Source organism: Rhizobium sp. BK008 (assembly GCF_014197345.1).
Lineage (GTDB): Bacteria > Pseudomonadota > Alphaproteobacteria > Rhizobiales > Rhizobiaceae > Rhizobium > Rhizobium anhuiense.
The window spans coordinates 73,245-86,818 of sequence record NZ_JACIFK010000009.1 but is presented as its reverse complement, the minus strand read 5'-3'; the positions used below and the strand labels follow the sequence as shown (position 1 = coordinate 86,818).

General features: G+C 64.0%; 11 protein-coding genes. 1 reads left to right on the top strand and 10 read right to left on the bottom strand.

Annotation, left to right across the window (positions count from 1 at the left end; genetic code table 11):
- Positions 1 to 27 precede the first annotated feature (27 nt).
- The 3 genes from FHT69_RS28175 to FHT69_RS28165 all read right to left on the bottom strand — a co-directional run bounded on the left by FHT69_RS28175 (position 28) and on the right by FHT69_RS28165 (position 1,368).
- The gene (locus FHT69_RS28175; RefSeq protein ID WP_063474184.1) at positions 28 to 354 is read right to left on the bottom strand and encodes a cupredoxin family copper-binding protein; all 327 of its coding nucleotides are present in this window, start codon (positions 352 to 354) and stop codon (positions 28 to 30) included.
- Between the two features lie 8 nt (positions 355 to 362).
- Complete coding sequence (locus tag FHT69_RS28170; protein ID WP_183906269.1) at positions 363 to 884, bottom strand: DUF4142 domain-containing protein; 522 nt, start codon at positions 882 to 884, stop codon at positions 363 to 365.
- 136 nt (positions 885 to 1,020) lie between these two features.
- Entirely contained in the window at positions 1,021 to 1,368 is a 348-nt protein-coding gene (locus FHT69_RS28165; RefSeq protein ID WP_063474124.1) for a DUF488 domain-containing protein, read from the bottom strand.
- A gap of 205 nt (positions 1,369 to 1,573) precedes the next feature.
- On the opposite strand from FHT69_RS28165, the gene FHT69_RS28160 reads away from it, so the two are divergent.
- Positions 1,574 to 2,713 (top strand): polysaccharide biosynthesis/export family protein, encoded by a 1,140-nt coding sequence (locus tag FHT69_RS28160; protein WP_063474125.1) that lies wholly within the window; start codon positions 1,574 to 1,576, stop codon positions 2,711 to 2,713.
- Here the strand turns inward: FHT69_RS28160 and FHT69_RS28155 are convergent.
- From FHT69_RS28155 to tssG, 7 genes are read right to left on the bottom strand one after another with little or no spacing between them, the layout of a single operon-like run.
- Positions 2,710 to 3,642, bottom strand: a complete 933-nt coding sequence (locus FHT69_RS28155) for a serine/threonine-protein kinase (protein ID WP_183906268.1) — start codon at positions 3,640 to 3,642, stop codon at positions 2,710 to 2,712. The genes FHT69_RS28160 and FHT69_RS28155 overlap by 4 nt on opposite strands.
- Positions 3,632 to 5,005 (bottom strand): type VI secretion system-associated protein TagF, encoded by a 1,374-nt coding sequence (gene tagF / locus FHT69_RS28150; protein WP_183906267.1) that lies wholly within the window; start codon positions 5,003 to 5,005, stop codon positions 3,632 to 3,634. The genes FHT69_RS28155 and tagF overlap by 11 nt, the downstream gene beginning before the upstream one ends.
- Positions 5,006 to 5,015: 10 nt before the next feature.
- Positions 5,016 to 8,492, bottom strand: a complete 3,477-nt coding sequence (tssM, locus tag FHT69_RS28145; protein WP_183906266.1) for a type VI secretion system membrane subunit TssM — start codon at positions 8,490 to 8,492, stop codon at positions 5,016 to 5,018.
- On the bottom strand, positions 8,489 to 10,024 hold the full coding sequence (tssL, locus tag FHT69_RS28140; protein WP_183906265.1) for a type VI secretion system protein TssL, long form: 1,536 nt from the start codon (positions 10,022 to 10,024) through the stop codon (positions 8,489 to 8,491). Before tssL ends, tssM begins: the two co-directional genes overlap by 4 nt.
- Positions 10,021 to 11,361: a type VI secretion system baseplate subunit TssK gene (gene tssK, locus FHT69_RS28135; RefSeq protein WP_183906264.1), complete on the bottom strand. Its 1,341-nt coding sequence runs from the start codon at positions 11,359 to 11,361 to the stop codon at positions 10,021 to 10,023. Before tssK ends, tssL begins: the two co-directional genes overlap by 4 nt.
- On the bottom strand, positions 11,351 to 12,544 hold the full coding sequence (locus FHT69_RS28130; protein WP_183906263.1) for a type VI secretion system-associated FHA domain protein: 1,194 nt from the start codon (positions 12,542 to 12,544) through the stop codon (positions 11,351 to 11,353). Before FHT69_RS28130 ends, tssK begins: the two co-directional genes overlap by 11 nt.
- A gap of 10 nt (positions 12,545 to 12,554) precedes the next feature.
- Positions 12,555 to 13,556, bottom strand: a complete 1,002-nt coding sequence (gene tssG / locus FHT69_RS28125; protein WP_097543427.1) for a type VI secretion system baseplate subunit TssG — start codon at positions 13,554 to 13,556, stop codon at positions 12,555 to 12,557.
- Positions 13,557 to 13,574: the final 18 nt, after the last annotated feature.

Below are 13,574 nucleotides of genomic sequence, written 5' to 3'. Positions count from 1 at the left end.
CCGCTGCACACTTCCGGGCGACATGCATTAGGGCCGAACATCCAGTTTGCCCGCCATGGCGGGATGAAAACGACAATAGAAATCAACGGCTCCCGCCTGGCTGAGCGTCATGCGGCCTTCCGATTTTGGCGGCAGGTCGAGATCGAAGCTTTTGTCGCGTGCGGTTGCCGTGTGCCGGAATATATCATCGTTTCGCCAGACGATCACATCGCCGACATGCAGCTCGGCAGATGGCGAGCCGAATTTCATGCCGGCGATGGTGACCTGATATTCCGCCGCCGAGGCGACGCCGTTGCCTGCCCAAAGCAGCGCAGACAGCAGCGGGAGCCGCAGCGATTTGACCAGCGAGCCCATCGCCATGTCTACTTGATCATCGAAGCCAGATGCTCGGCATGTATCTGGTGCTCCTTGAACAGGATCAGGCCCGTTTCCAGCAGTGACTTGAGCTCCTTATTCTCAGCCGACGGGATCAGGATCTTGGCAAGCGCTGAGTTGACCGACTTGTGATAAGCGACTTCGTTTTCGACATAAGCCTTGTCGAATGCCGCGCCGTCGAGCGCCTCCAGCGTTTTCAGTTCCTTCGCTGCCTGTGTCGACAATGATTGGCTGACGGCGTTGCCTTCGGGCGTCACGTTCAGCTTCTTGACGAGAGCGAGCGCCTGGTCGTTGACGGCCTTGTGGTCGCGCTCCATGGTCTTGGCGAATTCGATGACTTCGGCGTTCTTGCTTTTCTTCAGCGCCTGCTCCGCGGCGGTGACATCGATCTGCCCAGCCGTATAGGCGATGTGGGCGATCTGAGGATCGGTGGGCTTGGAGTCTGCGGCGATCGAAGCCGTGCTTATGGATGCCGCCATGAGGGCGGCGCCGAGAATTTCTTTCAACATGGTCTGTCTCCCTTGTGTCGATATGACGATGCCTCCCGGCAGCAGCGGTGTGCGCCTTTGAAGCGGACATTGGATGCAGGTCCGTCGAAAAGGTTCCCGGAAATTTCGGAGACGAAGAAACGGCTTGTTGCCGGTGTCAGTCCTTGCCGATGAAACGCTGGAGGACGATCGCGTGATTGTGGCGCAGATCTTTCGCAGCGTAGAGAAGTGTCGCGTCCGATTGCCGGATCTGGCGTTTCAATTCTTCGACGGCCGATGAATTTTCTTCCAGTTCGTCCCGGTAGCGGCGCTGGAACTCCGTCCATTTGGCGGGGTCATGGCCAAACCATCGGCGCAGCGCCGGGCTTGGCGCGATATCCTTCAACCAGATATCGACTGCCGCATCCTGCTTGCTCAATCCGCGCGGCCATAACCTGTCGACCAGGATGCGGGTGCCATCACTGTCTTCCTTCGGCTCGTAGATTCGTTTGATGCGCAAAGCCATTTGCTCATTCGCCATGAGTCGACGCCAACTTCGACCGAAAAGACGGGCGAAGGATTTGGTTCCACCGAGGGGCTGATGGTTGCCAATTAGTCACACATGCCTACCTCTGGACTGTCATAATTGATTTTTCGCGTGCAACTGGTATTGCTCGGTCGCATGCCGCTGATATTTTCCGATTCTCTCAATATTGCCAAAAGGATACTTGATGCGAAAGTTGGCGCCGCTCGTCCTTGTCGCAGTTCTCAGTGCCTGCGCCCGGCCATCGGATGGCCCAACCGCCGGTGGTTTTTATAATGCCACGGCCCCTCAAAGTAATGAGCGGATCCCGGTGGTCAGGCTCTCTGAAGCGCCGATGGGTCCGGTTGCGGTCACCCCGCTGGCCTATGCGGCCACGGATCCCGGGCTCAGCCTTATGCGCTCGGGCGGATTTGCCGATACGAAGCTGAGGCGCGGCGACGTCATCGAGGTGACGATCCTCGATCCCGGCGAAGATGGACTTTTCTCCTCGACCCAGAGCAAGACCCTCAATCTCGGCCGGTTCACCGTCGATTCGACGGGGAATGTGACGCTTCCCTTCATCGGCAAGCAGCGGGTGGTGGATTCCTCGCCGGAAGCCCTGCAGACCCGCATCGTCACCGGCCTCAAGGGCTCGGCGGTCAATCCGCAGGCCGTCGTCACCGTTGTCGACAGGCCCTCCAGCGGTTTCACCGTCAATGGTGATGTACGCTCCGCCGGCCGTTTCCCGCTCAGCGCACGCAAGGAGCGCGTGCTCGATGCGGTCGCTCTTGCCGGCGGTGCATCGTCGGCGCCAGGATCGGCGACCGTCACGCTGATGCGCGGCAAGCAGCGCGCCACCGTGCCGCTCCAGCGCGTCATCGATGACAGCAAACAGAATGTCTACCTGCTGCCTGATGATCAGATCTATGTCGACAAGGACTCGCCGACCTTCACCGCTTTCGGCGCCTTCAAGAGTGTCGGCGAGTTCGAATTCGAACCGGGCAAGCTGACGTTAGCCCAGGCGCTCGGGCGCGCCGGCGGCCTGCTCGACGATCGTGCCGATGCAAGCAATTTCTATGTGCTGCGCAACCAGCCGGTCTATACGCAGGTTGCAGCCGCAAATGGCAAGAATGCCGCGCCGCCTGTCGTGCGCACCAAGCCGGTGATTTACCGGGTCAATCTGAAGGACGTTTCCAATCTGGCGTTGATGCAGCGATTCCAGATGATGGATGGCGATATCATCTACGCCAGCAACGCCAGCCTGGTGGATTTTGCCAAGCTCTTCAACGTCTACCAGAAGAGCGTGCCGACGGCCGCAGCGCCGATCCCCGGATCGAGCGGCAACTAAGCGCCGACTGGACGTTTCGCGAGGCCGCCGAGCAGATGCAAGGCGGCCTTCGCATTCTCGGGCCTGTCTTCAGGATTGTGCTGTGACAGGCAGATCGCCAACGCCTCTAAAGCCTGAAGCTCTTCGCCTTCCTCGCCGCAATGATGCAGGAGCAGGGACAGCAGAAGTCCAGCGGCATAGAGATCGGATCGGCCGTCGAGCGATTCACCGGCCATTTGTTCCGGAGACACGAAATCCGGTTGGCCGGCGAACGCGAGATCGAGTTGCCCGTGCCGGCACCCGACCTCGATCGCGATGCCGAAATCGGCGATCTTCAAATGGGAGAGGTCGCCATCGGCAACGAGAAGATTGAGCGGCGACAGGTCGCAATGCACGGTGCCGGCGGCATGGATGGCGTCCAGCCCGGACAGCGCCGAAATCATGATCGAGATGACCTCATCCGGAGATAACGGTTGTTCCTGCAAGCGATCCGCAAGCCGTCTCCCGAGCCATTCCATCACCAGGGCCGGGCGTCCGTCGGCGAGGCGCAGAACCGCTTGTGTTCCAGCGATATGAGGGTGACGGAGCGTTATGCCGATCTCGGCTTCACGCAGCATGAGCTTCCTCAGCACGGGGTCATCGGCGTGCTCGGGCCGCGGCATCTTGATGGCATGAAGCGTTCCGAGATCACGATGGCGGGCACGATAGATTTGGGTCAGCGCGCCGTCATGGACCAGCGCCTCGAGCGCGAAGCTGTTGGCGATGACCCCGGGATCGGTATCGCTGAGGCGGGCCTCGCCTCGATCGAGCGCATCCCGGACCCGGTCGACCAGCATCTGCCGGGTCTCGAGCGGATACGGACTGTCCGCCCTGGCATTCAAGGCCTGCCAGAGATGGGAGAAACGTCGCGCGATCTCCTCGAAATCCGCGTCCGGAGGTTCACGGCTCATCGGTCTTCACATCGATCACGATGGCGCTGAGATTGTCACGGCAATTGGCGATCAGCCCCTCGTGGACGAGGATGTCGGCCGCCTTTTCGATCTTTGCGGAAAGCAGGATTTCGGCGATGCCGCGTTCAGGGATCGCATTCGGCAGCGGCGCGCTGCAGAGCAGCAGCCGGTCGCCGGCCTGCAGTCCGCCGAAACGGACTTCGGGGATGAGATGTCCCCGCATGCCGATCGCGCGCGAGAGCGTGCGCCGCAGGCCGATCTCAACATGGTCGCGGGTGAGGCAGCGCATCATGCCGTCCCGTAAGAGATAGCAGCGGGCATCGCCGACCCAGAGCAAGGCGCAGCTGTCCCCAAGCGTGGCCAGCACGACGATGCTGGCGGCCGACGGCTCGCGATCGGAGGAATGATAGGCCGATTGAAGCAGGCCGTGGGCACGGCCGAGCTTACCCTTGACCTCCTGCACCAGCGCTTCGATCGTCTGCTGCTTCGCCGTTTCGGCCAGCACGTGAACGGCGATCTTGCCGACTTCGGCCGCGGTGTTGCCGTCACCCACGCCATCGGCGATGGCAAAGAGCGAGGGCGTTTCCGAAACGAGCAGCGCATCGGCGTTGACGGCAAGCCTTGTTCCGGCATGCGTGGCATGGCTGTGCCGGAGCACCAGAGGAGGATGCGGTTCGACGACAACAGGAGGCGGTGTCGCGACTGTTTCTGGCTGCGGCGCCGTTGAAACCACACTGGCACTCTCGCGCAGCAGCTTTGCGAAGTGAGCAGGTTCCGGGGCACCAGTGACGCCAAATCCCTTGGCCCGCCGCTCCTCGGGGTCGATCCGCCACCAGATCGTGCCGCGGCTGGACGCTCTGTCCTGCAGCGTCTCGTTTTCCGCGAGATCGGCCGGCCGCAAGCTCCTCAGCCGCTTCAGGCTTGCGGTGAAATGGTTGATCTCGAAATCCCGCTTGGCCGAGCTTTCGGCGATCGCCTCGGCCGCCGTAAACCACGTATCGTCCAGATAGAGTTGGCGCGGATGCTCGGAAAAGCCGTGAAGCTGTGCCGCGATAACAAGCGGAAAGCTGCGCCCGACGCGGTCGAGACTGGGAAGCAGGACGCCGGCGACGGTTGCCGGTCCCCAGAGGCCGCGCTCGATGATGAAACGCCATGCCGGCATGAGGCGAAACCGGCGTTCCCAATCCTCGCCGAGGTCCTGCTGCGCTGCCTGCAATCCCGATTGCAGCCAGGCGTCAAGTGCTGTTTGCAGGCCGCGGCCGAGCCCCATCGAGACGAAATCGCCGTGGCTCGGCAGCTTGCCGAAGAAGCCGATCCTGTCGGTTTCGCTCGGGCTTCGGTCCAGGGCGGCGCGCTCGTTCATATCAGACCGGTCAGAATTGTGCCGGGCATGAGAAGGCGCCGAGCGCCTCCAGCCGGAATGGATTGAGCACCGAACCGAACTGCACGTCGAATTCCGCCGCTTGGCCGTCCTGCTGGAATTTCGCCCGGAAGAGGTCGTCGCCCTGTATGGCGATGTCGGCATCGTCGAACAGCCGGAAGGGCGACCAATCGCCATTTTCCGTCAAGGCCTGCTGCCAGCCACCCGGCTGGAAGGCGAGGCGGGACGCATTGCTTGCTTCCGTCGACGGCCAAGTGATCGATTTCGATTGGATCGGGCCGTGGAAATAGACCACGCGTTCGCCTTCGATCTCCAGCATCACGGCGCTGGCCGCCTCGGTCAGTGATACCGGCTTGACGTTGATCGTAATCGACGGGTTGTCGCTACCGGCCGGGAAGAAGGCGCGGTTGATCTTGTCGGCATTTTCGAACTGGGCGATCGCCGTGCTTGGAATGCTCGCTGCGCCGAAGGTGCCCTTCCAGCCCCATGGCGACGCGCTGGTGTCGACGAAGGCTTCGAGCTTTTCCTTGAAGAAGGTCTTGAACAGTCCCTCCGGCCCGAAAAGCCTGATGAAGTCGCTCATCGCCACGTCGCGCGGTGATTTCCGCTCGAAGGGATAACGGCCGGTGACGACGTTCGAGCAGAAGCCTGCGCCTTCGGCCGCCCATGCGTCGCTGATGCGTGAGCGTGCGGATTTGACCGCCAGCGATCCGACATCCGCAGCCAGCCCGGCCATCCAGGTGTCGACCGGCGCCGGCAGCTTGCGGGCCTGCTGCAGCAGGTCCTGATTGGCGTTTGTCAGCTGACTGTCGACGTCGAAGACTTTCGCGACTTCGGCGGTGGAGGTCGTGGCGCGCGAGAGCTGCTCCTGCACTCTCTGCAGGATCGGCTCGAGCTGCCCGATCTCCGATCGCGGTGCATCCTTCGGCTGCTCGGCAAGCGGCGACTGGCCGGCAGGCGCCTTCAGCGCTTCGCGCAGACGGCCGAACGGGTCGGGTGCATTCGCCGCGCTGGCAAGCGCGGTGGTCGACGCGGGCAGGCTGTCGCTGGCGGCCGAGGCGATTTCCGCGCCGGGTCCACGCAGATCGGTGGTGGCGACGATCGATTTGGTGATCGTCTCGACCGGACCGGGCTTGCCCGCCAGGATGCGGGTGGTTTCTGCCGCATCGCCGATCGTCTGGGAAGGTTTTACCCTGATATCGGCCAGGATCGTCGACCAGCGCTGCTCGAAAGTGTCGAAATAAAGCTGCAGCGTCGCCTGGGCGACCGTATCGACCGTGACGCCGGCTGGATTGGGATCGCCGCGGACCCATTGCTCGTCGAGCGCCGCGCGTGCGGCGTCGGTAATCCCGGTGAGAACGACGGTGCGGTAGCCGGTCGCGGAGAAAAGGCCGGGAATGCCTTCGCTGAGCGGCGCCTTGGAGGTTCTCTCGAAAGCCTGTTCGCCGAGCGGCCCGAGCGCGCCTGCCGGGCTCCAGGCGGGAAGGGCGCGGGACTCGCGATATTCCGCCAGGATGTCATAGGCGCGGCTGGCGATGTTCTGCGAGCGGATGATGTCGCGCGCCTTGGCGATCAGCGTCTTGTCCAGCTCGATCGGCGGCAGTGCGCCGCGCGCCATCACATTGGCATGGGCGATCAACGCCTGCCGGGCCGCGGCCCTGCCTTCGTCGGGGTAGAGTTTCGTGAACATGTCCTCCGCCTCAAGCGAGGCGAAGTCTGCATCCATGGGACCGAGCCCGCCGAGCATGCCGTAGAGCTTCAATGCGTCGAAGGTTCGGGTGACGTCGGTGGTTTCGCCCATGTCCTTCTGGAGCTGCACCAGCATGCGCGGCAGGAGCAGCGCGTTCAGAGCCCGCTGATAGGCCTCGCGCTGGCGGCTGGCGACCTTGCCTTCCTGGTCGAGGCCGAGGCTGACCGGCCAGACGCGGGTCTTCGAAAAGTCGGTGGTGACGGCGGCGAGATTGTCGAGCGCCGGCAGGATACGCAGGAAATCCGCATCCGAAACGTCGCGAACCGGCACGCCGCGCGCCAGTTGCTCATAGGCGTCTATGCGCCTTTCGGCGGCGGCGAGCGCGGTGGTGTTCTGGATATAGGTGGCCGTCCAGCTTGTCAGCACGACGGCCAGCAACAGAACCGCGCTCGCATAGGCGGCGCGGCGGAAGAGGATTTGCCGGCCGGAAAGCCGCTTGTCGCGGGCGACCAGCGAGGCTTCGCCGAAGATCACCTCCTTGAAGAGACGCGGGAGGAAATAGCTGCGTCGCATGCGGGGAACGGCGACCGTCTCCTCCCTCTGGGTACCGGAAGCGAAATAGATGCCGCGCAAGAGCGGCGCCTCCACCAGTTTCGAACCCGAGCAAAGCTCGGTGACGACCTCGTGCAGACGCTCCTTCAAAGAGGTGAGTTCGGCCGGAAAGCGGAAGATGCGGCCGCGCAGCTCCGGATTGGGTTCCTGCTGCAAGCGTTCGATCAGCATGGCGTCGACGCGCTGCTGCAGCAGGGTGAATTCCTCCATGAAGCGTTCCGGCAGATTTGCCGCCTTGTAGCTTTCGTCGAGGCCGAAGGTCGTGCCCCAGACCTGTTCGCGGTCGCTTTTGTTGAAACCGTCGAAGAATTCCACGAAGCCGGTCAGGAGATCGGCCTTGGTCAAAAGCAGATAGACCGGCACGCGGGCATGCAGGAGTTCGTCGAGCTCGGAAAGCCGCTGGCGGATCGCCCTGACCTCCTCGCGCTGTGCCTCCGGATCGCGCGTCAGGAGATCGCCGATCGACAGCGTCACCAGCGCGCCGTTGATCGGCTGCGAACGCCGGTATTTGCGTAGCAGGCCGAGAAATCCTTCCCAGCCGGCCTTGGCGGCGCCATTCAGATCGTCCTGCGTCGTATAGCGGCCAGCCGTGTCGATGAGGATGGCCTCGTCGGTGAACCACCAATTGCAGTTGCGCGTGCCGCCGATCCCCTGCACCGAATTGCTGCCGAGCGCATCGCCGAGGGGGAATTTGAGGCCGGAATTGGTGAGCGCCGTCGTCTTGCCGGAACCCGGCGCGCCGAAGATGACGTACCATGGCAGCTCGTAGATATAGCCGAAACGCTTCTTGGTGATGCGGCGCAGCAGCTGCAGCGCTTCCTTGAGCCGATTGTGGATCTCACCCACTTCGGCTTGCTGGCTGGCCGCCGCTTCGGCTTCCGCGTCCCGCTCTATGCCTTCGACGAGCTTTTTGTCGCGGCGGCGGTCGCGGATGGTGGTGAAGACGAGATAAGCAAACCAGGCGGCGATGATGATGCCGATCAGCGTCAGCCGCACACTGGCGCTCGCCAGCGGCTTGAAATCGCCATAGGCGGCGAGATAGCCGTAGAACCAGATGACGACGCAGATTGCCGCCACCCAGATGATCGAGATGAAGCGCCGGCCGAGGAGGCCGGCATAGGCCTCCACATAGGAGCGCAGCGTATAGAAATAACTGAGCGGGTTCATCGCGAACCACCTCCTACAGCAGGCGCCGTCGGGTCATCCGGCATGTCGGCCTGGCGCGGTGTCGTCATACCCGCATCGCTCAGCCGCTCGCTCGGATCGGTCAGCACCAGGATCTCAGTGCGACGGTTCATCTCCCGGCCCTCCGGCGTATCGTTGCCGGCGATCGGATCGGTGTCGGCACGCCCCTCGGTCAGGATCGCGCCCGGCCCGGTGAACGAACTGAGGATTTCGCCCACCGCCTTGGCGCGGGCTTCGGAAAGGTGCCAGTTGGAGGGGAACTGGACGGTGCGGATCGGCACATTGTCCGTGTAGCCCACCACCACGGCGCGGAAATTCTCTGCGGCCAGCGCGCCGCCGATCCGCTGGAGAAGATCGTGGAATTTCTGGCTGACCTCCGCGCTGCCGGTGGCAAACAGGCCGGAATTGCTGATCCGGACCAACAGCCTGCCATTCGAATCCGAAAGCGTGACCAGTTTCTTCTCGACCTCCGGCTGAAGGAAGGCGAGCAGATTGTCGAGCCGGCTCGGCGGTTTCACTTGTGGCGGCGGCGGGGGTGGCGGCGGGGTTTCGGCGACGACAACAGGCGGCGGCTGCCGGGGCGCTTCGGGCACCTTGACCAGCACGCTCGGCATATCACGCGGCGGCAGCTTGGCGAGCCGCTCGAAGGTTCCGTCGGAGGCGCGATTGAGCGAGAGCGTGAAGAACAGATAGCCGAACGCCAGGATCAGGGTCAGAAGCGAAAGCAGCGTCCAGATCGCGGCCGCGGTGCGCAGCGGCTGATGCCGGGCCGAAACACCCTTCCAATGGGGAGACAGCTCCCGTTCGAACACGCCGTACTGGCCGAGCAACGTCTTGTAGAGACTGTCGCGGATGCGGCCGAGCTCCAGCCCGCCGCGCGCCGAGACGCGGGTGCGGCCCTCGAAGGCAAGCGACAGGCAGAGATAGATGAGCAGCAGCAGGTCCTTGTTGGCGCCGGGGCTCTGCTGGAAATGATCGAGCAGGTCGAATACCCGTTCGCCGCCGGTCACGTCCATATGGAAGGTGGAAACGAGACCCGAGCGGGCCCAGCCGGCGCGAACGCCCCAGGCCTTGCTGAGCACGACATCGTCGACCGTCGCGCAGACGACGTAGTGGGCGGCGCGCGCGCGTTCGGGGCTGATGCGGGCGCTCGCCAGATCGCGCTCGTAGCGGCCGACGGCTTCGATCGCCAGCTGGCGCAAAGCGTCGATCTCGGGCTGTTCTTCCGTGTAGCGCAGGGCATGGGCGAGGTTGAGCAGCGGTGCGGCCGAGCGTACCAGCGTCGGCACGTCGTCGGCGCCGAAGCGAAAATCCCGGACGAGGGTTTCGATGGACGCGGCGCTCTTCGGAGGTGATCCCACCGGCGGCTTTCCTGCCTCACTTTCGGGAAAGTCGAGGACGTCATCCAGCATCTCCGCCATCTTGCGGGCGGATTGCTTTTTCCGAGTGCCATCCTCGGTGAGTTCGACGATGGTCGGCAGGTTCTGCCAGGTGGAGGCGGGTTCGGTCTTCATTCTCTGAGGGCCCACAATTCTATTTCAAGCCCGGGGAAATCGCCGGCAAGATGCACGGCGATGGCGCCCGAAGTGTCGAGTTGTTTCCAAAGCGGGTTTTTGGTGTCGAGTTCGAAATAGATGGTGCCGGAGCGATAGGGGAGCTGGCGCGGCAGCACCGGCAGCGGCCGCACGGGAATGCCCGGCAGCGCCACGTTGACGAGGTCGGCGATGCGCTCGACCGGGCCGACCTTGATCTGCGCCGGCAGCTTGCGGCGCACGTCTTCGGCCGGCATCTCGGCCCGGACCGCCAGCACGAATCCGGCATCTCTGAGCAGCGAACGGTCGTTGATCGTGCCGATCCTGACACCATGCCGGCGTTCGGCCAGCTCGATTGCCACGGCCGCCTGTTCGAGCACGGAGGACAGCGAAGCGCGCAGATCGTCGAAGACGGCGGCGAAGGTCGCCTTCAGGTCGTCGTGCCGGTAGGGCGGGAAGTCGCTGGCGCGTTTGCGGTCTGTCGTGAAGGTGGCGAGCTCGCCGGCAAGCTGGATGCAGTTTTCGTAGAAGACGATGGGGTGGATCCGCGTCGCATTCGCCGAAATATGTTTCAGCATCGGGTCGGCGCGGTTGAGGATCTGCAAGAGCAGGTAGTCGCCGACCTCCGCCGTTCCTCGAATGGTGGGGTCGCCGATCCGTTCGGCGATCGCCTCAGCGCGGTGGCGCACGATGCCGAGCAGTTCGGTGATCAATTCGTTCAGCCGTCCCGCGGCCGTGCAGTTGAGACTCGGCACGATATAGTCCGGATCGAGGATCACGGCCCGGTCGGAGCGCACCTCGATGATGCGGGCAAGTCCGATGAGCTCGTAACCGGCAAGCTCGTCGCCGGTCCGGAGATAACGCAGGCTGAGGCGGCCGACATCGATCGGCGCCATGAAGTCGGTCTCGACATTGGCATCGGGCGCTTCGTAGGGCGAGGCGACGAGACGGACGCTGTTGCGTGCGGCGCCACCGTTCAGCGCCACGTCGGCCTTGCCCGGCTGGCGGGCGGGAAGCGCCAGATAGACGATCGCATTCTTGGTGTTCTCGTCGAGATCGAGCGGCGGCGGCAGATCGGTATCGATGGGGGCTTCGAACGGCGTTCCGTCGGGCAAGACGCCGCGCAGGTTCGACAGCGCGAATTGGCCGATCGCCAATGCGCCGCGGTCGATGCCGATCTCGGCCACACCCCAGGGGTAGGGCGACAGGCCGTGCGTCGCGGTGCGCACGAGCCGCTCCGTCCAGCGGTCCGCCTGCTGAAAATGCTGCACGCGAAGGAACATGCCTTCGCTCCAGGCCACCCGGTTCTCATTCCTCATGATGTGTGTCTTTTCCTTCCTGCCTGTCTTGCGGACGAGGCGGTGCCTGCGTGTCGTCCACCGCGCCGGACATCGCATCGCGGAACACGTCATGGATCGAGCGGCTCTCGCCGTCCTTTTCGAATAGTGCCCGGTAAGCCTGCCAATAGGCCTGGTCCCGGCGCCAGGGCAGGCGCCAGGCGCCGGTCTCGACCCGCGCCTCGATGATGCGCGGCTCCAGCCGGCCTGCCGCCTGAACGAGAGCCTCGAGCGCGGAATTGAGTTTGAGCTGCTGCCCGAGCATGGTCTCGAAGCGGGCAAGGAGCGCTTCCTCTCTGCCGCCGGCCAGGAAATCCTGCTCGCCGTCGGAGGATGGCGCGTTGATCTCGAAAACCGCATAACTATTCTCGATGGCTTGCTCGAGCCGGACAAGCAGCGGCTCCAGCCGATCGGCGAAGGCGTCGGGCCGGCCGATCGCCAGCGCCGGAAATTCCTCGGGCTCCGGTTCGGGCCGCGGATCGTTGTCGTTGACGATCCCGATCACCGGCGCCGGCCGGCGCTGGGCGATCGGCACGGAGACATGGGTGGCGGCCCCATGTTCCAGGTGGCTGCCGTATTCGGTCTCCTCCACATTCCAGTCTTCCGGCAGAAGCTGGGTGGCTGACCGGATCTCCGGAGGGCCGCTCCAGCCGATCTCGACACTGCGGGATGAGGCCGCTCCGATTTTCCCGGCCTTTTCGGGAAGACCCCAATCATCGACCGCACGCTCGCCAAGGACGCCGTTTGCGGTATGGCCGCCCGGAGCGATATCGGCCAGGATTGCGGAGATGGTCAGCGGTTCGTCGCTCAGCACGAGGGCGGCATCGGGATCCTCGATCTCGCGGTCCTTGTCGCCTGATATGTGGACGGAAAAGGCAAGCCCGCCCATCTCCAGCCGCGACCTGTCGGAAAGCCGCACGATCTGGCCTTCATGCACGGCGATGCCGTTGACCCGGGAGCCGTTTGCGCTCTGGTCACGCAGCAGGAAGCCTTCGCGGTCGCGCTCGATGATGCAATGGAGCTTGGAGATGGAGCGCCGATCCTCAGGCAGCCGCCAATCGCAATCGGGCGCCCGGCCGAGCGTTCGCCGGCCGCGTTCGAAGAACCATTTCGGCTGGCCTGGCGCCATCGCGTCGCTGGTGATCTCTTTCAGTTCAAGCCGCATCTTCGTCTCCTCACCGCGCCTGGACCGACAGGCGCTCGACGATCACCGCATCGCCGCTGTCCTTTGCCGCCGGCGCGACCCTCGCCCAGCTGTTCCAGCCCAAGCGCGGCGGATCGCCTACCTGTCCGAGCTGGCAGAAGGGGACGTCCTCCTTTTTCAGGATGGCCTGTATGTCGAATTCGAGTGCGGCGCCGACATAGAGCCGCGTCAGGGCGAAGAGCTCGGTGATGGCGCGGCCGCCCGGCGCGAGCTGCAGGTAATCGGCATAGCCGAGCGGACCGATGACGATGCGAAAGCCGCCGCTGAAATCGTGGATGGCTGCACCCGCCGTCGCATTGATCCCAAGCTGGACGCCCTGCGGCTGGCCCATGCGGCTGCGCTCCTCCACCGGGATGGTCAGCCAGCGGCCGCGGAACAATTCGATCTCCACCGGCAGGCCGCTGAATTCGCGCAGCATGGCGCGCAGATTGGAAGCATTGCGGTTGCGCGCGGCGAAAAAGCCGGAGAAACGCAGGATCAGCTCTTCGTCGACGCCGCTCTTTTCGACGAGACGCTTGGTGCCGAAACCGGTGAGCGACAGGAGCGTGGTGACGAAGGCGTTGTTTGCCCACGTGCCGCCCCAGCGCAGCCGCCGGGCGATGCGGTATTTCTCGCAGGCGTCGGTGAAGAGTTCCGCCATCCGCGCACCGAACAGGTCGAAAAAGCCGGCCAGCGCCCGTGACCTGTTGCGCTCCTCGCGCATGACAAGTTCGTTATAGGCCGACGGCATCGAGCCGAGCGCGCCGACGAGACCGGCAAGCGCGCTGCGGATGACGGCCCGGCCGGCCTTGCGGCTGTATCCGCTGACCGCAAGCGGCGCCGGCGAGACGCCGACATGGGCGGCGACATCGAGCCGCCCTTCCTCCACCGAAGCCTGCGCAACACGGAAAGCCGTCACCGGCTCGAAGCGGCCGGGGTCGCGTTCGAGCAGATCGGCAAGGGCGTCTGGTTGGCGGGCGACGGGGAGATCCATGATTTGAGAGCGATCCTT

Excerpts from the sequence above, each read along its gene's own strand:
- FHT69_RS28175 (WP_063474184.1), bottom strand. The coding sequence starts at position 354 with ATGGGCTCGCTGGTCAAATCGCTGCGGCTCCCGCTGCTGTCTGCGCTG.
- FHT69_RS28170 (WP_183906269.1), bottom strand. The coding sequence starts at position 884 with ATGTTGAAAGAAATTCTCGGCGCCGCCCTCATGGCGGCATCCATAAGC.
- FHT69_RS28165 (WP_063474124.1), bottom strand. The coding sequence starts at position 1,368 with ATGGCTTTGCGCATCAAACGAATCTACGAGCCGAAGGAAGACAGTGAT.
- FHT69_RS28160 (WP_063474125.1), top strand. The coding sequence starts at position 1,574 with ATGCGAAAGTTGGCGCCGCTCGTCCTTGTCGCAGTTCTCAGTGCCTGC.
- FHT69_RS28155 (WP_183906268.1), bottom strand. The coding sequence starts at position 3,642 with ATGAGCCGTGAACCTCCGGACGCGGATTTCGAGGAGATCGCGCGACGT.
- tagF (WP_183906267.1), bottom strand. The coding sequence starts at position 5,005 with ATGAACGAGCGCGCCGCCCTGGACCGAAGCCCGAGCGAAACCGACAGG.
- tssM (WP_183906266.1), bottom strand. The coding sequence starts at position 8,492 with ATGAACCCGCTCAGTTATTTCTATACGCTGCGCTCCTATGTGGAGGCC.
- tssL (WP_183906265.1), bottom strand. The coding sequence starts at position 10,024 with ATGAAGACCGAACCCGCCTCCACCTGGCAGAACCTGCCGACCATCGTC.
- tssK (WP_183906264.1), bottom strand. The coding sequence starts at position 11,361 with ATGAGGAATGAGAACCGGGTGGCCTGGAGCGAAGGCATGTTCCTTCGC.
- FHT69_RS28130 (WP_183906263.1), bottom strand. The coding sequence starts at position 12,544 with ATGCGGCTTGAACTGAAAGAGATCACCAGCGACGCGATGGCGCCAGGC.
- tssG (WP_097543427.1), bottom strand. The coding sequence starts at position 13,556 with ATGGATCTCCCCGTCGCCCGCCAACCAGACGCCCTTGCCGATCTGCTC.